Origin of the sequence: Croceifilum oryzae, from assembly GCF_030814315.1 — a bacterium.
In the GTDB taxonomy this organism is placed as follows: Bacteria; Bacillota; Bacilli; order Thermoactinomycetales; family Thermoactinomycetaceae; genus Baia; species Baia oryzae.
The window spans coordinates 334,423-358,460 of record NZ_JAUSUV010000001.1 but is presented as its reverse complement, the minus strand read 5'-3'; the positions used below and the strand labels follow the sequence as shown (position 1 = coordinate 358,460).

The following is a 24,038-nucleotide window of genomic DNA, read 5'->3' as shown; positions in this document are numbered from 1 at the left end:
ACCACCTTTCTAGACTTGCTTATTGAATCGGCTTTGCCTTCGGGATCGATCTTATTTTTTGAGCGGTTTTGGGCTTTTGAAGGGAATCGAATATATGCTGACTAAGTGCTTGAACACTGTCGAAACGGAAAATGGTGTCCGCATCCATTTTCAAGCTAAACAAATTCGATAATTCTACCATGATGTCAATCCCTTGAATCGAATCCCCACCAAGCGAGAAGTAGCTTTCAGTTGGATCGAGTTCTTCATCCTCTTCAAACTCTAAGATCTCTCTCCACGATTTCGTAACCGCTTCCGAAATCTGCTCGAATGTCCACGACGCTTGGGCTTGTGATACTTCTGGCTTCACTAGCAATTGTGAATGGATTTCAAAGAAGGAGAGCCCACGAACTTCCTCGATATCTTCTTGATTCAAACCACTTACAAAAGCAGGACTTACATTGGCATCAAGAACCGCATGAAACGCAGCGACTCCATCATTTCGATTAAATCCAAGAATAAGCGGCGATAATCGCTTAATTTTGTCCACAGACGAATGGTTCTCTTTTTCTCTTTGTACATCGCCCATACCCGTGTTTTGCCATCCACCCCATTGGATCGAAATAAATCGTTTCCCCATTTGACGTTGCAGGGTTGTATAGCTATCTAGGAATGCATTGGCACATGCATAAGGAGCAATCATTTTTTCTGATAGAACGGCATCCACAGATGAGAATACGAGGAAGAAATCGACATAATGTTCTTTTAGCAACTGATCGAGAACAAGCGTCCCGTTCACCTTTGCTTCCATTACGGCTGTGTAATCTTCCAGTCCCGAATCTCGCAACGAAACAGGTTTCCCTAAAATTCCTGCTGTATGGATCACTCCATCCACTTTGCCAAATCGCGCCGCTACACCATCCACTACTTTCGTCATTTCGGCTAAACTCGCTACATCTGCTTGGTAGTATTGCACTTTTGAACCTAGCCCGCGAATCGTATTTATCGTTTCTACTTGCTGGCTACTCAAATTCGATTCACTCGTACGTCCCACGAGAATCATCGTTACACTATGTCTACTCGCAATCGACTGGCAAATCTCTTTCGCAATCCCACCTGTTCCACCTGTTACTAAGTAGACACCGCTTTCTCGGATCATCTCTCGCTTCGGCATCGATTCGATTGGCAGCCTCTTTAGCGTTTTCGTATATCGCTTTCCATCTCGGTACGCCACTTCCCGAATCAGATTATTCCTCGACACTTCCTCATAGATCACCTGAGCGATCGTATCGAAAGGACCTTCATTCACATCGATACAGAACGATTGAACCTGATCGTACTCCCTATTCATCGTTCTACTTAAAGCAAGGGTAGAACTATAAAGAGGATTCACATAGTGGTCATTTGCTCCTATCGAGTATGCTTGTTGGGTGATGAAGAAGGTGTAAACAGGGTGATTCACACCCAGAGTTGCGATACTCTTTACTAGATTTAAAGTTGGATGGATCGAAGCAACGAGCTTCTCTCCCAACTTTTCATAGTCCCACATAGACACATTTGCTAGAGAAGTAGATTGAAAACGAGATAGATCAATCACAGCTCCAATGGAGACTCCTGATTCTACTAATTCCTTCATCACTCTAGCAAAATGCTCTTCTTCGTACGGATGAATCTCCATCTGGTCGACAGCCATATTTCGATACTGTTGACCATACTGAAGCTGAATCACGCGATGCCCATGCTCTGTAAACTTCTCTACTAACGGAGCATGATTGGTTCCACTATCACGGTCTGTGATGATCAAGACAGCACCTTTTAAGCTTCGTGATGAAAGATTCGACGGTAATTCAGACACCGCCCACTCAAAATGATGCATGAGTTCTTCATTTACTTTAGTAGACTCCAACGGATCCTGATTGAATAAGGACGATCCACTCTTTTGTTTTTTCGATTGATCAAACCAATACGATTTACGTTGGAATGGATACGTTGGAAGAGGAACGGTTCTGCCTTTTTGAATCGCTTCAAAATGAAGGTTATAGCCCATTTGATACAGATAAGATAGTACGGATAAGAAGTCTTGCTCTTTCTTTTCCAACGTGAACAAATCGAGTACCTCTACACCGCCGCACTCATCCGACGCGAAGTCACTGGATAAACGACTCCCTACAGATAGAATCAGAGTATCTTCACCATATTTGGATAAATCCTCTGACATAGCCTGATTCTGCTCGCTCACAACCTGAGATCCGCCTACACCCTTCATCACATCTGCCAACGAACTGGTCCCTAGAATGAACTCCCTAGCCGCTACACCTAATCCTTCTCCCTCTATCTCTACTTCGATTCCTAGCTCACGTAGTAGATGATAGAGACTGGATACAAACGCTACATATTTCTCTTTCGGATCTGATGAATCATCTAGAAGTGGTTGGAGCTTGCTCGTGATGGATTCATCTAGCCAACCCGTTTGACTTAGATCCGCCCATAATTCTTCCATTCCCACTGCATAGTCTGGAATCCATAAAACGATCTTCTTCACTCGTTTGACCGGCTTCTTATCCATGCCCTGCATCTCTTCCAAGACCCGCGACAACTCTTCCTTATCCCTCACAACCGTTGAAAAACGATAGGAATCATGATTTCGGCGACAGTTTAAGGTATAGCTGATATCAGCTAGCTCACTCTGGCGATTTCTCGATAGATCTCGCTTTAGGTCGCTTATTTTCTCATGTAATACCTTCTCAGTCGGAGCAGATACCGTAACTAGATGCGCTTGATCGGAAGTTGTTTTCGGTTGCTCATACTCCTCAACTACCACATGCACATTGGTCCCGCTTAATCCAAATGAACTAATCCCTGCTCTGCGTGGATGTCCTTCTGGTTTCTCCCATGTTTGGAGGTTCGTATTGATATAAACAGGCGAATTTGCAAAGTCGATAAACGCATTTGGCTTCGTATAATGAAGCGACGGTGGAATCATGCCATTTTGCAAACTTAATACGGTCTTTACTAGACCCACCAGTCCTGCTGCACTATCCAAATGGCCCATGTTCGTCTTCACAGAACCCATTGCGATAAATTGCTTTTGATCGGTATAGGATTCATAAGCTTTCCGGATCCCCTTCACCTCGATCGGATCACCCAGCTTCGTCCCTGTACCATGTGCTTCGATATAGGAGATCGTCGTTGGATCAATCTTCGCATCTTTCCACGCTCGAACGATCGTCTCTGCCTGTGCATCCGGGCTTGGAGCTGTCATCCCGTTCGATCTCGCACCATCTTGTACAACCGCGCTTCCTTTGATCACTCCGTAGATATGATCCTGATCTGCTACAGCTTTTTCTAGCGGCTTCACCATGATACAAATGCTTCCTTCGCCACCGATCGTTCCATCTGCGTCATCCGAAAACGCCCGGCATGTCTCCGTTGGCGAAACAATTCCCGATCCCATGGCGATCTCTTTGCGAATATGATCAATCTCGATATGAACGCCGCCTACTAGAGCCATCTCACACTCACCGTAGCGCAATGCATTCATCGCTGAATGAAGAACAACTAGAGAAGAGGAACATGCGGTATCAATCACCATCGAAGGCCCATTTAATCCAAAATGATAGGAGACTCGACCTGCTAGATTAGCTGGTAGATTACTCGCCAATAGCTCATCTACTTTGACATCCACATGATTTATGTAGCTCGGCATAACCGATCCCATAAACACACCCACGTTTTGATTCATCAATTTCTCACGTGGATAACCTGCATCTTCAACCGTATCGTTGACCGTTTCCAGCATGATTCGTTGATTCGGGTCCATATCTTTTGCTAGCTTGGGTGAGATGTTAAAAAACTGCGGATCAAACTGATCAATTCCCTCGATATAGCCGTAGCGTAAGTACTGTTTTGCTGGATTTTGCCCTGGATCAAGCTGTTTCCTTGATTCAGGAATCTCCCGAATACTACTTTTCCCTTGGCGTAACAACTCCCACCACTCGTCCACATCGTCGGCACCGGGTAGTCTTGCACTAATTCCGATTATCGCGACATCTCGAGTCGTAGTTGCTTCAGCTGACTCGCCTAATTCCTCTCGCTCTTCCATGATAGAAACAGGCTTCTTCTCAGCCTCTACCTCATTTGGCTGATTCATAAAGTCCGCCAAAGACGCGATCGTATTATACGTAAATAAGTCACTAATCTCGAAAGATAGATCCGGAATCACCTTTTTCAACTTGTTAAAAACCCGCATGATTTGAATCGAGTTTCCACCTGTTTCGAAGAAGTTTGTATAAATCCCTACGTTTTCGAGACCTAACACTTCTTTCCATACCGCCACGATCTGTTCATCTAACTCATGACGCGCACTTGAACCATCTTGCTCATCAACCGCTACAGCAAGCTCTATCTGAGCTAATGACTTTCGGTCTACCTTGCCGTTTGGCGTTAGTGGGTACGAATCCACATACTCATAGTGTGTCGGGATCATATAATCCGGTAGCTTATCTGCCAAGAATGAATTCACATCATGCTTTGCTAGTTTCGACTCTGCTTTCAAAAAGGCACATATATCCGTGTTACTACTACCTTTTTTACGAGCAATCACGACCGCATCGTTAATTTCGGGATGCTTAAGAAGCACATTTTCAATCTCGCCCAGCTCCACACGGAACCCGCGAATTTTTACCTGATTATCGATTCTACCTACATACTCCACGTTGCCATCCGCTAACCAACGACCCGCATCACCTGTTTTATAGAGTCGATCTCCCGGAATCCCACTAAACGAATTCGCGATAAACTTCTCATTCGTCAGCTCAGGTTGATACAGATACCCTCTCGCAAGTCCCACTCCACTCACACAGATTTCCCCTGGAATCCCAATCGGGCATACGCGACCGTGCTGATCTAAAATATAGACCCGCGTATTATCTCTCGGCTTACCCACCAAGGAAATCTCATGCTCAGAAGTACCATCAAAATGATAGGTACACGTCTCCACCGATGCTTCAGCCGGACCATATCCGTTAATAATTCGTCCATCACGATTGAGATACAATCGGCAATTCTTCACTAGCTCAATCGGCACATACTCGCTTCCCAACGAAAGACAAGTTAAGTCCGGCAATAGAGGAAGCTCGTCCGATTCATCAATCTGCTCCATCAATACATTCATAATCACCGGAATCTCATCGATGTTATTAATTCGATTCTGCTTCAAATAGTCCAGATACTGACGAGCATCCTTTCTCACATCAGGATGAAGCAAATGAAGCATGCCTCCCGAAACAAGCGGCGGGAAGATTTGCTGAATCGAACTATCAAAGGCAAATGAATTGGACAACAACACTTGATAACCTAAGCGATGCTCGTATTCTTTTACCGCCCATGTCACAAACTCAACAAACGATTCCTGTTCAATCATGACCCCTTTGGGACGACCCGTTGACCCTGAAGTATAGATCACATAAGCGAGATCCTTCGGTGAAGAGATGACTTCCATCAACTCAGCTTCTGCCTGATGTTGAACATCATTTGCCTCACTGTCCAACACAATCACGTTGGAAATCACTTCGCGTGACGCATCTCGGAATTCAGTCGATGTGATGAGCAACTGCGATCGACTATCTTTTAAAATGTACTCAATTCGCTCACTTGGGTAATGAGGATCAATCGGCACATACGCCGCACCTGTCCCCAGCGCCCCCATGATGGCTACCACCATATCAATCGACCAATCTAGCTGAATCGAGATCACACTTCCTGGAGCAATCCCGTGATTTTGAAGTCTTCCCACCAATCGCTGAACCCGTTCAAATAATTGCTCATAGGTGATGCTTTCATCTTGGAACACAACCGCCTTCATCGAAGGAGACTCTTTCACTTGTTCTACAAAGAGTTGATATACCGTTTTATCTTTCGGAAATGCCTGCTCCGTCTGATTAAATTGGAAAACCGTTAGCTCTCTCTCCCACTCCGGAAGAATATCCAGATTCTGAACCAATTCATCTGGATGACTGATCATGTGCTTCAGCACCACTTGGAAATGTTCCGCCATCCGCTCCATCGTCTGGCGATCAAATAAGCCTTCCATATAATCAAATTTCATATGCGGCTCTCCTGCTAACAGAAACGCCACCGTCAAATCATAGTTATTCAGTTCCCACTCAGAATACTGGGTGATTTGGAAATCATGATACGCACCCTCAAGCAATTTCTCATCCAATGGGTAGTTTTCAAACACCAAAATATGATCAAAGAGCGATTCATTCCCACGAAGCTTAGCTGCTGAATGGATATCGGTTAGCGGTAAGTACTCATACTCTTTCATCTCAACAGCTTGCTTGTGCACCGCACTCATTAACTCTGCAACCGTTTGCTGTGATTCAGTTGAAACCCGAACCGGAACCGTATTAATGAATAAACCAACTGTCTGATCAACGCCTTGCATCTCGTCTGGTCGACCCGATACCGTTAGCCCAAACGTAACATCGTCACTGCCACTATAGCGTTGCAACATAATTCCCCATGCTACGTTTAGAATCGTATTCGGCGTTACACCAACCTCTTTCGAAAAATAGCTCACCTCAGTCATGATATCTGATAAAGGTGTTACCACCGAATTCATATGAAGATTGGCTTCCTTTTTATCATGCTTATACGGGAGTTTCGTTGTGGGTTCCCAGCTTTGCAGCACTTGGTTCCAAAACTGTTTTGCTTTACCCGTCTCTTGCTTACCGAGCCATTTCACATACTCTTTATATTTCGTTTTTGGATGTAACTTCTTCTCCACTTGATTCGATTGAAGCTGTCCGTATCGCCCAAACCAATCACTCAAAAATACCCCCAGCGACCAACCGTCCATCATAATATGGTGGAAGTTTACCAACACACGGTACTGCTTAGCCCCAACCTTACTTGCCGAAATCCGAAGTAACGGACCCTTTGTCAGATCGAATCCCTTGCTTCGTTCTTCCTCATCCATTTGAACGATTCGCTCATTCTGCTCCTGCTCGCTTAAGGCCGTCAAATCATGCTCTACAATGCGGTGGTCCATTTGACGTAAAATCACCTGTACCGGATGACTCAGTTTCTCCCATCTAAAAACAGACCGTAAACACTCATTTTCCTGCACGACCAGCTGAAGCGCTTTTTCCAGATTGGTCACATGAATCTGACCCGATACTTCTAGTGCCACTTGTCCAACGTACATTTGTTGTACAGAATCCTTTAGACAGTGGTATAAAATGCCTTCTTGCGTAGGTGTTAAGGTAAGAATGTCTTCTATTTGATTCGGTTGCACAGATTGTGCCATGAACGTACTCCCTTCTCGTTTCTTGTCTCTATACGTACTGGCGTGAATGAATCACTGCCTCTTCGATCTTCCGTAAATGACGAATAATTTCATCCACCGGATCGTGAATCAGCGTAATTCGGAACCAGACATCATCGGAAGTTGATTGCATGCCAAACACATTCCCTGGAAGCACACCGATCTTGGCTTCATGGAATAAAAACTTGAAAAACTCATTATCATTCTCAAACGCATACTCCGAATTGATCTTAATAAAGAATACATTACCAATATTTTGATTCGAATAATCGGAGAACACATGCGATTGCTCCACAAACTGAATCACTTGCTTTAATGCATCTTCTTGTACATCGTCCGATTGCTTCAATCTGGACAAATACTTCGGATACAACTCAAGCAACTCCATTTTGGTAAAAAGCTGCTGTTCATCCACAGCTTGTCCCCAGCCAAAGATCCCTTGAGAAAAATACTTCATATCCTCCACAGATGGCTCAGCTTCATTCAATGCAAGATATTTAAAATATAGATTCAGCGCGAAATACACGAGAGATTGCGTATTTAAACTATTCTCGGTCGCTGAAATGACGTATTTATACTTATCCATTAAGGCAGGATCTCCGAACCAATAACCCGTCCGATAACCTGAATAAAACGGCGTATCCTTCGAGCAGCCATACACTTTTACCACATAATCAAGTCGATCCGTCAGATTAAAGATTTCCGTAAACGGTCGGTTACTCGGAAACACTAAATCTTGATAAATGTTATCCACAACTAAGTAGATTTCATTTTCTTGGCAAATATCGACGATTTTCTTTAATTCTTGTACATTATCGCCCTCATACGTAGACTGCGCTGGGTTATTCGGATACGTGATCACCACTGCAACCGTATTCGGCGTAATCGCACTCTGAATTTCTTCAAATGTAGGTAAGAAATCATTCTCCTGCTTCGTGTACACATAGACAGGATGTACTTTTCCGTGTAAATTGGATAATTGCGCCGTATACACCGTATAGTTTGGCAAAATCAAGATCACTTCTGGCGCTTCTACCTGATCCGTTTCACGCTTCACTTTTAGAATCGAGTTAATAACCCCATTCATCACATTGGTACAGCCGTTCCCACAGCCGATACCCGCCCTACTGACCAACGATTTCGCGATCTCTTCACGATGCGGCTCTTGCTTGATGAGTCGTGCATACTCTAACGCGCGGATTAAATTATGCATTTCCGTATAACCATCTGGCGAAGTATATCCTGGTTCGATCGGATGGAAATCAGCGATTTCTTTCATCGTAAAAATCTCAGGAAACAACTGATTATTAAAGTTCATATTATCCAACACATCGATCTTTTTTTCCCGATCAAACATCATGCTCCAATACTGAATTAACCGTTGATACATCTCCAACTTTTCAATATCTTGATTGTAGTAAGCATTAAGTGACAATGTAAGATTCCTTCCATTTTGTTATAGGTTTTATATGCCTGTCAGCAAATCTAATTCCTCCTGACTTAGATTTACCGTTTCAAAGTCCGAAGGTGTAAACTGTGTTTGTTCCTGATTACCACATTGCTCTATGATCCCCCGCAGATGCCCCATCCATTGCTTCATAAAGGAGGAGATCGTCTCGGTATGAAAGTGACTTTCGCTATACGTAATAGACAACTGTAATACCTGATTCACAATCATAGCGGTAATGTCCATCACCGCCGTTAGATGATTCAATGGACCGATCTCAGAACCAGAAGACTCACTGGCAAATGTAAAGAATTTCGGATAAGCCGTTGCATCAAAATCGCCTAGATAATTAAAGCGAACGAGAGGCTCATCTCCATCTTGCAAATGATCAGACATATGCTTGAGAATCAGATAATCAAGCCCTTTGTTCGGAACCCTGCGAATTTGCTCCTTCATCGACTTCATCTGGGTAGAGAACGTCCCATCCTCTACTTCCAAAACAACCGGATACATACTTGTAAACCAGCCTACCGTTCTCGATAGATCAAGCCCAGGCGAAAATTCCTCACGCCCATGCCCTTCCATTTCGATACAAACCCGGCTTTGATTCGTATGTTCTTTTACCGCTAGAGCTAGCGATGTAATCAATAACTCAACTGGTTCTGTGTGAAAAGCTTCATTCGCACTGGTTAATAACATCTTTGTCTCTTCTGCATGTAATTGATCTTGAAGTGTCGACACTTTCTGCTGTACATGCTTTTGCACAACAGACGGTGAAAATCCAGATGTTCTCTTTCCCATCGACTTCCAATATTGAATATCATCTACTGTCAACGTTTCCACATATGAATTCAATTCATCTACCCAATACTGATATGAATGTGTCTTTGGCAGTAAACGATCCGATAGACTCGAATTTCCCAGTAACTGAACCATATCGCCCAGCAAAATTCTCCATGATACCGCATCCATAATCAGATGGTGCGCAGTCAGTAATAATCTCTTACCTTGTTCACCTAAATCAAACGAACAAGCATCCATTAAGAGATCCTCTTCCAGATTCATCGTCGATTTCAACTCTAAGCCAAGTCGCTCCATCTCCGCCTGTTGGTCTTCATACGAGAGATGGGATAAATGAACTCTCGTCAGTTGAAACGGTCTATGCAAATGAGCTGGATTGTAAAACATCGTTCCAGTCTCTCTGTTCACATTGATGCGCAGTGTATCATGCTGCCGAATCAATGCATCCATAATCGCCTCAATCTGATCGTCTTCAACCTGCTCATTTAGATGTAATAGAACCGATTGATTCCAATGATGCTCCTCTTGAAACGATTGTGAAAAAAACCAGGATGCGATCGGAGATAACGGAATCATCCCATCCGCCATCCCCTGATCAATCCTTTGTTCACTCTGATCCGTCTCTACACATGCCACCATCTCATGGATTGCAGAATGGGCGAGTATATCCTTTGCTCTGATTTTCAAGCCCACATTTTTCAGCTTCGAAGAAATCTGAATCGCTTTGATCGAGTCGCCACCCAATTGATAGAAATCATCCTGCAAGTGAACCGAATCGACCTGTAAAATCTCTTGAAGCACCGTAAGGACTTGTAGCTCTCGATCCCCCACTACTTGATCAGGGTCTATTTCCATAGCCCTTCGTTCCTCCATCGGCAACTGATTTCGGTCAACCTTGCCATTCTTCGTCAACGGAATCTGATCGATAAAGAGGAAGTGTGCCGGAATCATATACGCAGGCAGTACTTTCGCTAAGTCTTGCTTGATGGCGAGTGCTGAAATCCCATCATCAATCGCTTTTACGAGGTAGGCATATAGTTGCTTTTGACCTGTACTCAATACCCGATCAATCACCACCGCTTCCTTCACATAAGGAAGTTTCATCAGGCGGTACTCAATCTCAGTCAGTTCAATGCGATATCCTCTTAGTTTCACCTGCTGGTCTTTACGACCGACATACTCGATCAAGCCATGATCTAGAAACTTCGCTAGATCCCCAGTCTTGTACATCTTCTTACCTAATATAAATGGATTATCAATAAAGCACTGAGCCGTTAAATCAGGGCGATTCCAGTAGCCTCTTGCTACTCCATCACCCGATATATACATCTCCCCAATAGATCCCTTGGGAACAGGTCGAAATTTTTCATCTAACAGATAAATTTGTACATTATCCGCCGGAATCCCGATGGGAACTGCAGCCTCTTGATCGGTAGTAGGATTAAATCGATGAATCATACAACCTACAACCGTCTCAGTTGGACCGTATTCATTCAAAATCTCAACTTTTCCATGAAAGGCATCTTGAATCTTTTGCGCGAGCGACCCTTTTAATTCCTCGCCCCCAACAATCAATCTCTTTATCCTTGAGTTTGAAAATGTCTTCTCTTGCAACAAAGACAAATGCGCTGGAGTCAACTTCATAATCGACGCTTGATTGTCTTCTAAAATATCGTAAAGCACAAAATTCTCATCGCTTTCGGGGTAAACGCGAATTTGATTACCACCTATTAATGGCGTAAAAATAGAAGTGACTGTTAAGTCAAACGCGAGCGAGGAATATAATGCAAAAGAATCGTCAGCGTCTTTCACATACGTCTTTTGTGCCCAACAAATATAGTTACTTAATCCTCTATGCTCGATCATCACACCTTTAGGCTTGCCCGTAGAACCGGATGTGTAGATCATGTACACTAAATCACTTGGGAAGCATTCCACTTGTAGATTGGATCCATCACCTGTATACCATTGTGGGTCTTGGAAGTTGATCACATCACCCATAAAGCCCACATCTTCCGGCACTTCTCGATTGGTTAAGAGAAAAGAAGCTTCACTATCTACTAGAATCTCTTGAATCCTATCCGAAGCCGTTTGTACATCGATCGGCAAGTAAGCTGCACCTGTTTTCAATATTCCTAAGATAGCTACAGGAAGATCGAGTGAGTGATCTGCCAAAATCCCTACCATGCTACCTCGTCCAATCCCACGCTTCACTAAAGATCGTGCCAATTGATTCGCTTTCCCATTTAACTCTTCATAGGTCAAAGACTCATTCCGACAAGAAACAGCTATGTTATGCGGGGTACTTTTCACTTGTTCTTCAAACAGTTCCGTAACCGTTTTATCTTTTGGATATTCAGCCGCTGTATGATTAAATTCGTATACGAGCTCCTTCACTTCCGCGTCAGATAACAACGTTAAATCACAGATTAAAGCATCTGGTTTTTGTAAAATTTGCTCAGCCAGATAGATCATTCGAGCGTTCATCTGCTCAATATAATTTTCAGTAAACACACTTGTTCTATAATCAAAGTCAAGTTGCAAACTACCTTCTTCGGACCATTCCTTGACTACGATTTGCATAGGATATAATTGATGTCCGTTGTAAAGCTCCTCAGGATCAAGCAATTGGTTATTCGCTTGGAAATTGTAGTAGTTGACACAGAGCTGGAATAAGGAATCATAACCATGCTTCTGTAACTGAAGATCATTCGCTAGTAAGTCATATGGATACTTTTGATGCATATAACTCTGCCGAATCTCTCGTTTCACCGTCTCGAGATATTCGGTTACAGAAGAATCTACATCCACTTCACATCGTAACGGCATCGTGCTAGTAAACATGCCAATCGTCTCTTTCTCTTTCTTGCCAGAGCGATTATACACAGGTGTACCCATCACAATATCTCGTCGCCCTACCATCTTATGTAAGTAGATTTGTACCAACATAATGTACCACTCGTTAAGAGAACACTGGTATTTCTGCGCCAATGCTTTCATTTTCGTTGTAAGAGATGGATCCATGAGAAACGATTTGCGCTTCCCTTCATACCGATCTTGATTCTCAGCAAAAAGAAGCTCTGGCAATGTCTCAAACTTCTTCATCCAAAACTCTTTATTCTTCAGCAGTCTTTCAGACTGTAAATATTGTTGTTCCTTTGCAATATAATCAAGGTAAGATCCTGCTCTATGCCCATCCTCGATGCCTTCATACATTTCGCAAATCTGCTTGGCCAATATATGAATGGACCAACCATCAAAAATCAAATGATGAACCTTCACAAATAGTCCATAGCATGATTCGCTAGTCCGATAGATTGCTAGATAAAACAAATCATTGTTTATCATAGAAAACGGTTTTTCTATTTCTTGTTGAATCCATTGATTACAACGGTATAATGGATCTTCATCCTGGCTAAAATCGAAGAAATCTATTTTCTCCAGAGTAAAATCGCTTACCATTTGATATACTTCTTGGTTTTCCTCAAAAAAATGCAATCGAAAGGAATCATGTTTCTTCAAAAAGCAGAGAATCGTTTCTTCTAACCGTTTTAGATCGATTTCCCCTTTTAATTCAGCTGTACCACAAATATGGTGCAGAGGAGAATCCGAAATGAGCTTTTCGATATACCAGATTCGCTTTTGAGGATGCGTCAGTGGAAAAAAACGATTTCCTTCTTGGGACATCACGTGCTTAATCACCTCTATGCCTTGTTCTTCCTACTATGCTGCTGTGATTTCCTATAAACGGTTCCGAAGACAAAATCCCAGAAGGTAATATAAAAACCATAATTCCCTTTCACATAGTAATGATGGTTCATATGATACTCACCCACAGCAAGGAATTTCGTAATCGGTCCCTTAATACGAGGATTATGATCTAAAACCGTTGCAGCTAAGAAAACTTCATAAAAATAGTGGATTACGAATAATACGAGTCCAGGAACCGGATCCACCCATATCACAATGATGTGCGGCAGTGTGAGTGTAATCCAAACATCTAACGTTGCATGTAGATTGCCAAACCATAAAAAATAATTAGGCCAGTCAGGAAGACTTGGTTTTGCATCATCATACTTATTTTTATGATGTTCCCGATGAATGATAAAAAGCGGATTTTTCTTACTCGGAATATGAGCTAATCGGTGCATCACATATGAATAAAGATTGCACAACAAATAGTATCCAACTAATTTCAAAACAAAAACCATACTCAGAATAGTCTCCTTGGTGTTCAGATAGGTCAATCCTGTTTTATCTTTGTTCACTACATTCGTATCCAGACTGCTAAAGTAGTTACATGTTATCCTGTAAAAAAATAGGGATATCTTTCCCATGTAACTACGAAATAGAGCATATTAAATGCTAGTGAATTTTTTTATTTCATGTATTAATGTTGAAATGGAAGAGTATAAAGAACTGGTGTCCCCATAACCACAGCGACTACTACCATTGATAGAAGGTAATTTACTTTTTTCAAGATTGTCACCTCATTCTCTCTTTTTTCAAGCACTTGTGCCTGTTGAAAGTATTATAGATCGCCCTCGATAATCATGCGTTTGACACAGCAAGAGTTCCCTACACTTCAGGCATCCATTTCGCATCAATTCCTATGCTATGTCATGAAAAAAATAACTCTAATAATATAATTCAGATTGTGTTAAACAAATCATATTTGTAAGAAAATTATCAGCAATAAAAAGGGATAGTCCTTTCGCACTAGACGAAGCAAACTATCCCGATCAGGAAGGTATTATGTTTCCACTAGCCACCCGTTCCCATTTCCTCAGAAGCTGGATGATCCGATATCTTAGCAATTTCCGTCTCAACGTGTTGAATGAATTGCTGATTTTGTTGCAATTCAAATATTCGAATAGATTCTTTCATATACTGAATTGCTTTCATGTGATTCCCCACATTTAGCCAATTAAAGCCCGTATGATACATCAGCTCTCCTAATGAATAGAGAGTTTCATTAGAACGGCAAATTCGGATACCACGATTACAAAAATCGATCGACCTTTCATACTCGCCTGTTATCGTTAGACTCTTTGCATAGTTGTAATAGACGCGAACGATAATCGAGATATCATTTTTATACGGCAAGACTTCATAATGCTTAATTGCTTTTTCAAAGTATGTGTTTGCTTCTACATAGTTTTTCTCTTCACAATAGATAATGGCGATACTATTCAAGATCTCTACTTCTCGTAACGAAACAATCGCGCTTAAAGTCATATCCAAGGCTTGCTTTAAAAGATTCAAACATTCCTCGCTATTACTTTTCAAATAATAAAGACAGATCCCCTCATGCCAAATGAGAAACTGCTTGTTTCGTAGCGTTTGGAATACGGGATTTGTCTTTTCTGCTTTTACAATGCGATATATCTTCTCATAGTCGCGCTTTCTTTTATATTCCTGAATTAACAAAATCACCTCTTGAGCATAGTCAAGACGCGGTGTCTCACAAATATCAAAAAAGTAGTTAACATCCACACCTAACTTACGAGAGATTAAGTACAACGTAGTTGATAAAGGATAAATGGATCCATTTTCAATCTTGCTAATCTGTGCTTGTGTACAAATTCCTTCAGCTAGTTCTTTTTGCGATAAACCAAATGTCTTTCGCAACTGTTTAATATTATCCCCAACACTCGAAAAATCCATTTTCATTTTCACCTTCCAACATTCGTTCAGTCCTGGTAATGTTCCATTTTCAACCATGATTGTAAGTATTAAAGTTTGAAAATAACTTCTATTATATATTAATACAAAATTGATTGTAATTGAATAAAAATTGCTACATGTTTGTATCTATGAATCTCATTCAGAGAATCCCTTTCTTTACAACCAATATTTTTGTAGTGTAAGTTTGATAATTGTAAAGAACTCTTATACTAGGAGGTGATCTTATCGTTTGGAATAAAGGGAATCCTAAAAAAATCATTGCCTATCGCGAAATAGATAGTAGCTATATCGTCCTGCAAAATAATGGGCAAATCCAACTGCTAAACAACACAAATCTCCAATTATTCGATGCACAAAAGGTAGAGTCGAACATCATTCGCACAGACATGAATCATGTGAATCTGTTCCTGTTTTCTCCTACCGTCGCCTTTTTGGAGAATCATTCCATCCTAGATAAAAAGAGACCCATGGATGAAGGAGAGGATGGAGTTCGTCCTTCTTTCGAATCCTATTATTCATTCAATCATTCGATTCAGGAAATCATATGTAGCGGCACTGATTATCTACATGATCCCTATCCAATTGATACCTTAATCCAATCTACTCCTTACCCATTAACCATACAAATTTTGATGGATGACTTACAGATCCATGAGAATAAGTTATTTACACATACATTCACTTCGTTTCCTCTCTACTTTGATCTTATATTTAATCAGAAGAATCATGAGAGCCATAAAATAGACTTTCAAGAAATACGCACAGTGAAAAGGGACTTACAAAAATTGAATATCGATTTACGTTTGTTTATGTCGATTCAATTAATGGATTCGCAACAAATAGAAGAAACGATCCAATTATGTTTAGATCATAAACTACCTCGACCTCAAATACTTGAGACTCATCCGATTGGCAAGGCATTGTCTCAGTCAGATATTATTTTACAAAAGGAATATCTTTCGTTACTTGAGAGCATTACGCATCAGAATAATACGGCGTTAATTATCTGATTATCCTAACTTTTTATTGATGACTGGAGCAGGAGAGCCAGATATAGGATTTGCCTTTGGCTCAAGTCCCGGGGCATGTAACGAGCCACGGCTCAAATAGTGAGCCAACAAGGATGTGGAAAAGCAAGTCTGTTCCTTCATCCCCCATTATGAAAGATATTCAGAAAAAGTAATCAAACCGGCTCATCTTGTCCTTCGTTTCTCGCTACTTCACAAGCTCTACTTTCTCACACTAGGCATGTTCCCTATTCCTATACCCATTTCAATCCTATCCAATGCTTATAAAATATATCTACTTAACATTTTTTCTTAGCCATTAAAAAGGCTTCAGTCACTTAGACTAAAGCCATTTTCTTAGGTTAGTTTTGTACGCCATCCTCATCGTCCACGTCATTGCTAAATCCTGTATTTAGATCAAATTCCATCCTCCAAATACCCTCGTACTCTCGAAATGCGAGGTAATTCCCTTTGTCTTGTCCAGGCGCTTCATATACTATCTGAATAATCGGCGGAATGGAGTCTTTATGATAGACTGCTCTCATTTTTGCCTTACTTAAGGTTTTTGCCTTTTCCATTACTTTTGGATCTGCTTTCTTCTTCACATAGGCTTCACGTGTGGCAGGTGCTGAGATCATTTGATCTTTATCGACTTTAAATAGAACTTCATCTTTGGATGCTGTGGGTAGGTAAAGATCGTACTCCAATCCGTGATCCCCCATTCCCTGAGCGTGAATGAGTAATTTGGTTTGGGTGATGGGATCAACGCCTTTGAGTAAGGGATAATCAAATTTCTTTTTTAATTGATCGTATAAAGTCTGCTCGTCTTTTGATAGCTGAAACAGATCGATCTCTGTTACTTTGTTTAAATACTGCTCCACCTTTGGCTCATGAAGCGCTACTGGATCACTATCCTCTGCCGGTTGAACAGATGCCTGCTCCTCTTTTGGCTTCTCTGGTTTGGTTGCCTCCGTTCCACAACCGATAGCCATGGCACATAAACTTGCTATCAATGCACCTGAAATCAATCGATTCACTCTCATGTTATGCCTCCTATGAGATCATTTCTGTATTTTTCATTAGTTTTGATTATATCAAAAAGATTGTTTTTTTAATATAACACTGTCTATCTACACTCAAATACATAAAAAATCCCCTTGTAAAGTTACTTTCAACTCTACAAGGGGATTTCTCACATTTACTAGCAATATTTGTTGTAAGCATTGGTTAGATTGGCTGCAATCTCTTCCAATGAAACGCCTTCAATCTCGTGACGATGAATCATATGTACTAATTTACCGTCTTTTAAGATGACAAAAGAAGGTGAGGAAGGTGGTTGACCCTCGAAATATTGACGGGCTTCTGCCGTTGCTTCTTTATCTTGACCAGCGAACACCGTATAGAGGTGGTCGGGGGTTTTCTCATGTTTCAAGGATTCTGCGATTGCTGGACGAGCAAGTCCTGCAGCACAACCACAAACCGAGTTTACAACAACTAAAGAAGTTCCATTCGTTGCCTCACCTTGGAATGCTTCCTGCACTTCTTCTGGAGTGCGTAGTTCTTTTACACCAATTCGAGTTAGCTCATCTCGCATGGGTTGAACCATCATCTGCATTTGTTGAAAATAAAAGTTTTGTGACATATCTATCCCTCCTTCTTCATTTATTGTATCCAAATCGGGAAAAAACGTCTATGGATCGTTTTAGGTTCCTTTTACTACAGCCATCGGTTTACACTCTGCAACCACTGAAGCCAAACCTGCACCCGCAATTGAATCAATGATTTGATCCACATCTTTATATGCTTGTGGACATTCATCTAGAACCGTTTTCAAGGTACGATGATTGACTAAGATCTCTTCATCTGTCCCTACTTTAAGCGACTCGGCAAATTCATCCACCGTAACTAATTCCCTCGTCGCACGCCTAGAGCGTATTCGTCCTGCTCCATGACAAATGGAATAAAAGTTTTTTTCTCCCTGCTCCTCACCCACCATAATGTAAGAAGCAGTCCCCATCGATCCTGGGATCAAAGCAGGATGTCCAGTCTCTTTATAAGGCTTCGCATTCATGAAATGCCCTGCTGGCAGTGCTCTTGTCGCACCTTTACGGTGAACTAACATCGGCTTATTACGATGAATTTCCTTTAAAGCATAGTTATGCATAAGATCATATAGAACCGGGAATTCCATATCCTCACCAAATACCTTTTGGAATGCTTGATGAACACCGTATGCAATCATATGACGATTTACGACCGCATAATTAAGGGCTGCGTACATTAGATTAATATATCTTTGCCCTTCCTCCGACTGGATCGGTGCATAGACGAGATTCTTCTCTGGATTTTCAACACCCCATAAATCCATTGCATCACGAAACTCCTTGGTATATTTAGGTCCGAGCATTCCTCCCCAAGCACGCGATCCTGAGTGAATCATGACGACTACTTGTCCATCAAATAAGCCCCATTTTTCCGCAATATCACGTTTATCCTCTGAAATCTGTAGATACTGAATCTCAATAAAATGATTTCCTCCACCAAGCGTCCCGATTTGCCTCCAAGCACGCTTCCACAGTTTCCCCGAAATGTGCTCTAACACACTATGATCATACTCAAACTTCGCATGTTCAACGTAGGTAGTAGAGCGATCTCGATCTGATACATACTCAGGCGGCAACCCATAGATACCTTCTCGTACAATCTCTTCTACCTTAATTTCGTTATAATGGCTACCATCTCGTTCTTTTGTCGGGACAAATTTCTCAATCGCTTTTATTAACTTTCGCCTGATCTCTTTATCTTGTATATCTTCTTTTCGAAGAGATGTCAGATGAACCCTCATCCCACAACCAATATCGCTTCCGACAATAGACGGAGAAACAAAGCCATCTTTCATACTCCAGACTGCGGTAGTTCCAATACATGTCCCAATTCCTATGTGAGCATCTGGTGTATAGCTCATATATATATTTCGTGGAATCCGTAAATTATGATCTGCCATCTCATAGATACGATCTTCAAATGAAGCAAACACTTCCTCATTTGCAAACAAATGAAGTTGCCCATGTGGCAATGTTACTTCATGATGATTTTTACCATGATGTTGAAACATAATATCACCCTTTAATCATTCGTTTTCATTAACATAAAAGAAGCCTATTTTTAAAGAAAAATGTTACTGTACTTGAGTAAATGAAATGTTCCCCAGAATGCATAATGTAAACATGTTTCATGGATACATAACAAACACCCTCGAATCAACAAGACGCGTGTTCGAAGGTGTTTTGTTATGTATCCATGTTATTCATCCTAAACTAGCTTTCCCATCTCCTTCGCCGCTTTCACCAGACGAGGTACATATTGAATCATCTGTTCTTCATTCATACGCGAGATCGGTCCTGATAAGACAAGGGCCGCGATCAGGTTACCGGCTCGACTGTGAATCGCCACGGAAACAGCCGCTGTACCAGCTTCTCGTTCTTCCATACTAATCGCATATTCTTGTGTGCGAATTTCTTGTAATTGCTTTATGTATAAGTCTCGGTCAATCCCGGAAGGCCACATGGGATCAGAGAGAACTCTTCCCAATAAATCACCTTCTGTATAGGCTACGATCACTTTACTGGATGCACCTACCGATAGAGGCAATCGCGCACCAATTGGAGCCACTCGGCGAATCGCTTGCTGACTCTCCACCGCTTGAATCCGTACACGCTCTAGGCCATCTCTCACATATAAACTAACCGTTTCATCAATATCATCTCGGAGACGTTCCATCTCAGGAAGGAACAAAATGGCAGGATCATCAGAACGATTAATATGATTCGCTAACTCCCAGATCCGAAAGCCTAAGCTATACTTTTCTGTGTCAGGATCACGTTTGACAAAGCCTTTTGCTTCCAAGGTAGCGAGTAGACGAAAGACCGTACTCTTGCTTAATTCTGTTTTCTCCACAATCTCTCTCATCGCTAATTCTGGTTTCTCCACAAAACAAAGGAGGATATCTAACGCTCTCTCTGCCGCTCTGGTTGTGGTCTTTTTCTCTTCCATCCCTGTCCCTTCCTTCTCTTTAGTTCCATGGATCCTCTACATTGACTATAATAAGATGTAGCTTCTAAATTTGAAACAATGTTTCATTTTATTATACTGCTTTCTTCAGAGATTAGGAAAGGACTAAAAATATTCTTATTCTCTCTAGATAAAACACTATACAATTTCGTTTCGTTAGTTGTATAATGAGTACTGAAAAAGAAACGACGTTTCATCTGGTGAAACAAAATAACAAAACTTTAATGATTTCATTGCATTTTATAAAGGAGGCTTTTCAATGTCAGATCTCTTTCAATCTCGCTCAAAACTAACCGTAAATGGAAAAGATTTTACTTACTTTCGACTAGGTACTTTAGAAGAGCAAGGAATCGGAAACATCTCCAAACTTCCTTATTCCATCAAGGTTCTTTTAGAAGCCGCTGTACGTCAACATGATGGGAAAGCTGTAACCAAAGAACACGTAGAACAACTGGCAAATTGGGATACTGCTTCTTCAGACAAAGAAATCGCTTTTAAACCAGCACGAATCGTATTACAAGACTTCACAGGGGTTCCGGCTGTAGTCGATCTTGCTGCCCTTCGTTCCGCTATGGAACGTGTAGGTGGAAACCCAGAACGTATTAACCCACTTATCCCAGTTGATCTCGTTATCGACCACTCCGTTATGGTAGACAAAGCAGGTACGCCTGACTCGCTCGAATACAACATGCAACTCGAATTTGAACGAAACGAAGAACGTTATCGTCTCCTTCGTTGGGCAAAAGACTCTTTTACTAACTTCCGTGCTGTACCACCTGCTACCGGAATCGTTCACCAAGTGAACCTGGAGTATTTAGCAACAGTAGTAGCAACTCGTGAAGAAAATGGCGAAACCGTTGCCTTCCCAGATTCTCTAGTAGGTACCGATTCTCATACCACGATGATTAACGGTCTTGGTGTATTGGGTTGGGGTGTTGGAGGAATCGAAGCGGAAGCAGGTATGCTTGGGCAACCTCTCTACTTCCTCATGCCAGACGTGATCGGTTTCAAATTAACTGGAAAGCTAGCCGACGGTGCAACCGCAACCGACTTAGCTTTAACCGTAACCGAAATGCTTCGTAAAAAAGGTGTAGTTGGCAAATTCGTTGAGTTCTATGGTTCAGGTCTCTCCAGCATCAGCTTGGCTGACCGTGCTACAGTAGCTAACATGGCTCCTGAATACGGCGCAACGATGGGCTTCTTCCCAATCGACGAAGAAACACTTAACTACCTACGCAACACCGGACGTGATGAAGAGCTTGTACAACTCGTAAAAGAATACTACACCGCTCAAGGCATGTTCCGCACGGATGAAACACCAGATCCAATCTTCACAGACGTGGTTGAACTAGACCTTAGCACAGTTGTGCCAAGTTTATCAGGTCCAAAGCGTCCACAGGACCGTGTAGAGCTATCGAACATGCAACAAGAGTGGAACGAAACCCTTAAAAAGCCAGTAGAAGATCGTGGATTTGGTCTAACCGACGAGCAAATCGCGAAAAAGGCTAGTGTAACAGCTCCAAATGGTGAATCATTTGAACTAACAACAGGCTCCGTGGTAATCGCAGCGATCACAAGTTGTACCAACACCTCTAACCCTAGCGTTATGCTTGGTGCAGGTTTAGTAGCGAAAAAAGCGGTTGAGCTTGGGCTTCAAGTAAAACCATTTGTCAAAAGCTCACTCACACCTGGTTCAAAAGTCGTAACCGACTACTTAGTGAAGTCCAACTTACTCGAATCACTCGAGACACTTGGCTTCCACATTGCCGGCTATGGATGTGCAACTTGTATTGGTAACTCCGGCCCATTAGAAGATCATATCGGTCATGCGATTGAGTCCAATGATTTGACAGTCGCTTCCGTGCTCTCTGGAAACCGTAACTTCGAAGGTCGTGTACATCCATCTGTAAAAGCAAACTACTTGGCTTCCCCGCCGCTTGTAGTTGCGTATGCATTGGCAGGTACAGTAGACATCGATTTCGCAAAAGAAGCAATCGGTACAGGAAAAGACGGAAAACCTGTCTTCCTTAAAGATATCTGGCCATCTTCTGCAGAAGTAAGCCAAGTATTGTCCGAAGCAATCTCTCGTGAGCAGTTCATCGAACAATACGGCAAAGTATTTGATGCCAATGAGCGTTGGAACCAAATCCCTGCTCCAGAAGGCACTCTTTATGATTGGGATGCAGACTCTACTTATATCCAAGAGCCTCCATTCTTCCAAAACCTATCCGCGGATGTAGACCCAATCCAAAACATCCAAGGCGCTCGTGTACTTGCACTACTTGGAGATTCCGTCACAACCGACCACATCTCACCAGCGGGTAACATTAAACCATCTAGTCCAGCTGGACAGCTGTTGCAAGCTAAGCATGTGGATATAAAAGACTTTAACTCGTATGGTGCTCGTCGTGGTAATGACCAAGTGATGACCCGCGGAACATTCGCTAACATTCGTCTGCGTAACCTAATGGTTCCTGGCTCAGAAGGCGGCATCACGAAGCATATTCCTACCGGACAGGTAACTTCGATCTATGATGCTTCGATGAAGTATCAAGAAGCAGGTATTCCACTCGTGATCTTCGCTGGTAAAGAGTATGGTACAGGTAGCTCCCGTGACTGGGCGGCAAAAGGTACCAACCTACTTGGGGTCAAAGCCGTAGTCGCTGAGAGTTTCGAGCGGATCCATCGTAGTAACTTAGTAGGTATGGGTGTACTTCCTCTTGAGTTCACTAACGGTGTCTCTTGGAAATCTCTCGATCTAACAGGTGAAGAAATCATTGATATTCCGGGTCTAAACGATCAAGTTGAACCAGGTCAAATCTTGCAAGTTCGTGTAACCAAAGCAGATGGTTCTGTTGTAGAATTTGATGCAAAAGCACGTTTGGATAGCGTAGTAGATGTGGAGTACTACCGTAATGGTGGTATCTTACAAACAGTACTTCGTCAAATCCTTAGTACAGAAGTGAACGTGTAAGCTTTCGTTTAACCATATTGTATGATTTCATGCAAACAGCCTCTTTCGATGTGAAGGAGGCTGTTCTTTGTATAATGTGGATCATTTGGAGAAAAGTTTAGAGATTAGGGCTATTGATTAGAGTTGGTCCCGGGGCATGTATCCCATTTCCAATTATCGGATAATATTTCAAAATCGAAAACAACTGTTCGCAGGATTAGATGCTTACATCACATAAAATCAGCCGATTTTGTTCTTTTGAGAGAATCCTACGGAAAGAAAAATGGGTAGATCAACCCTTCTCTAGAGTTGTACACTATATCTTAGCCTTACGGATCCAATCTTACCAAAAGGAGTTATCATAAATTGAATAATACAGACCTAGCAATCTTAGAAAATTACCTATTCGAACTAGAAACAACATTACTCAAACCAACGAAAGAACTTTATGAGAAGTATCTATCTGATACCTATTTTGAATTTGGTAGTTCGGGAAATGTGTGGGTAAGAAAGGATTATGACATGATTGGCTCTCGTGATACCCGGAAGTTAACGCTTACTCAGTTTCAACTCCATCCATTGGCAGATGATGTGGTTATGGTAACGTATCGTATTCACGATGAAATCAGAGAGCTAACCACGTTGCGTAGCTCTATTTGGAAGCAGTTTAATAGAAAATGGAAGATGGTCTTTCATCAAGGAACTCCTACTCAATCCTAATAAACAGATAGGAGTGAGTCTACTTAGCATAATTTAAAGGGT

General features: G+C 41.9%; 13 protein-coding genes. 3 read left to right on the top strand and 10 right to left on the bottom strand.

All coding sequences use genetic code 11. The features are described from left to right. Positions 1 to 19 precede the first annotated feature (19 nt). The 5 genes from J2Z48_RS01700 to J2Z48_RS01680 all read right to left on the bottom strand — a co-directional run bounded on the left by J2Z48_RS01700 (position 20) and on the right by J2Z48_RS01680 (position 15,224). Complete coding sequence (locus tag J2Z48_RS01700) at positions 20 to 7,291, bottom strand: non-ribosomal peptide synthetase (RefSeq protein WP_307250369.1); 7,272 nt, start codon at positions 7,289 to 7,291, stop codon at positions 20 to 22. Positions 7,292 to 7,319: 28 nt separating this feature from the next. Further along, positions 7,320 to 8,744, bottom strand: coding sequence for an aminotransferase class I/II-fold pyridoxal phosphate-dependent enzyme (locus tag J2Z48_RS01695; RefSeq protein WP_307250367.1), 1,425 nt, complete (start codon positions 8,742 to 8,744; stop codon positions 7,320 to 7,322). 30 nt (positions 8,745 to 8,774) lie between these two features. Further along, on the bottom strand, positions 8,775 to 13,244 hold the full coding sequence (locus tag J2Z48_RS01690) for a non-ribosomal peptide synthetase (RefSeq protein WP_307250427.1): 4,470 nt from the start codon (positions 13,242 to 13,244) through the stop codon (positions 8,775 to 8,777). Between the two features lie 17 nt (positions 13,245 to 13,261). Next, entirely contained in the window at positions 13,262 to 13,768 is a 507-nt protein-coding gene (locus J2Z48_RS01685; RefSeq protein ID WP_307250366.1) for a sterol desaturase family protein, read from the bottom strand. Positions 13,769 to 14,321: 553 nt separating this feature from the next. Next, positions 14,322 to 15,224: a helix-turn-helix domain-containing protein gene (locus J2Z48_RS01680; protein WP_307250364.1), complete on the bottom strand. Its 903-nt coding sequence runs from the start codon at positions 15,222 to 15,224 to the stop codon at positions 14,322 to 14,324. A gap of 488 nt (positions 15,225 to 15,712) precedes the next feature. On the opposite strand from J2Z48_RS01680, the gene J2Z48_RS01675 reads away from it, so the two are divergent. Beyond that, positions 15,713 to 16,255, top strand: a complete 543-nt coding sequence (locus J2Z48_RS01675) for a hypothetical protein (protein ID WP_307250363.1) — start codon at positions 15,713 to 15,715, stop codon at positions 16,253 to 16,255. On the opposite strand, the gene J2Z48_RS01670 is transcribed toward J2Z48_RS01675, so the two are convergent. From J2Z48_RS01670 to J2Z48_RS01650, 5 genes are all read right to left on the bottom strand, one after another. Continuing rightward, complete coding sequence (locus tag J2Z48_RS01670) at positions 16,256 to 16,396, bottom strand: hypothetical protein (RefSeq protein ID WP_307250361.1); 141 nt, start codon at positions 16,394 to 16,396, stop codon at positions 16,256 to 16,258. A 218-nt stretch (positions 16,397 to 16,614) separates the two neighbouring features. Beyond that, a complete protein-coding gene (locus J2Z48_RS01665; RefSeq protein WP_307250359.1) occupies positions 16,615 to 17,295 on the bottom strand; it encodes a hypothetical protein in 681 nt (226 codons plus the stop codon). 158 nt (positions 17,296 to 17,453) lie between these two features. Then, a complete protein-coding gene (locus tag J2Z48_RS01660; protein ID WP_307250358.1) occupies positions 17,454 to 17,894 on the bottom strand; it encodes a BrxA/BrxB family bacilliredoxin in 441 nt (146 codons plus the stop codon). Between the two features lie 60 nt (positions 17,895 to 17,954). After that, positions 17,955 to 19,367 (bottom strand): RtcB family protein, encoded by a 1,413-nt coding sequence (locus J2Z48_RS01655; RefSeq protein ID WP_307250356.1) that lies wholly within the window; start codon positions 19,365 to 19,367, stop codon positions 17,955 to 17,957. Positions 19,368 to 19,564: 197 nt separating this feature from the next. Next, entirely contained in the window at positions 19,565 to 20,305 is a 741-nt protein-coding gene (locus tag J2Z48_RS01650) for an IclR family transcriptional regulator (protein WP_307250354.1), read from the bottom strand. Positions 20,306 to 20,582: 277 nt separating this feature from the next. On the opposite strand from J2Z48_RS01650, the gene acnA reads away from it, so the two are divergent. Continuing rightward, on the top strand, positions 20,583 to 23,297 hold the full coding sequence (gene acnA, locus J2Z48_RS01645; RefSeq protein ID WP_307250352.1) for an aconitate hydratase AcnA: 2,715 nt from the start codon (positions 20,583 to 20,585) through the stop codon (positions 23,295 to 23,297). Between the two features lie 345 nt (positions 23,298 to 23,642). After that, the gene (locus J2Z48_RS01640; protein ID WP_307250350.1) at positions 23,643 to 23,996 is read left to right on the top strand and encodes a nuclear transport factor 2 family protein; all 354 of its coding nucleotides are present in this window, start codon (positions 23,643 to 23,645) and stop codon (positions 23,994 to 23,996) included. Positions 23,997 to 24,038: the final 42 nt, after the last annotated feature.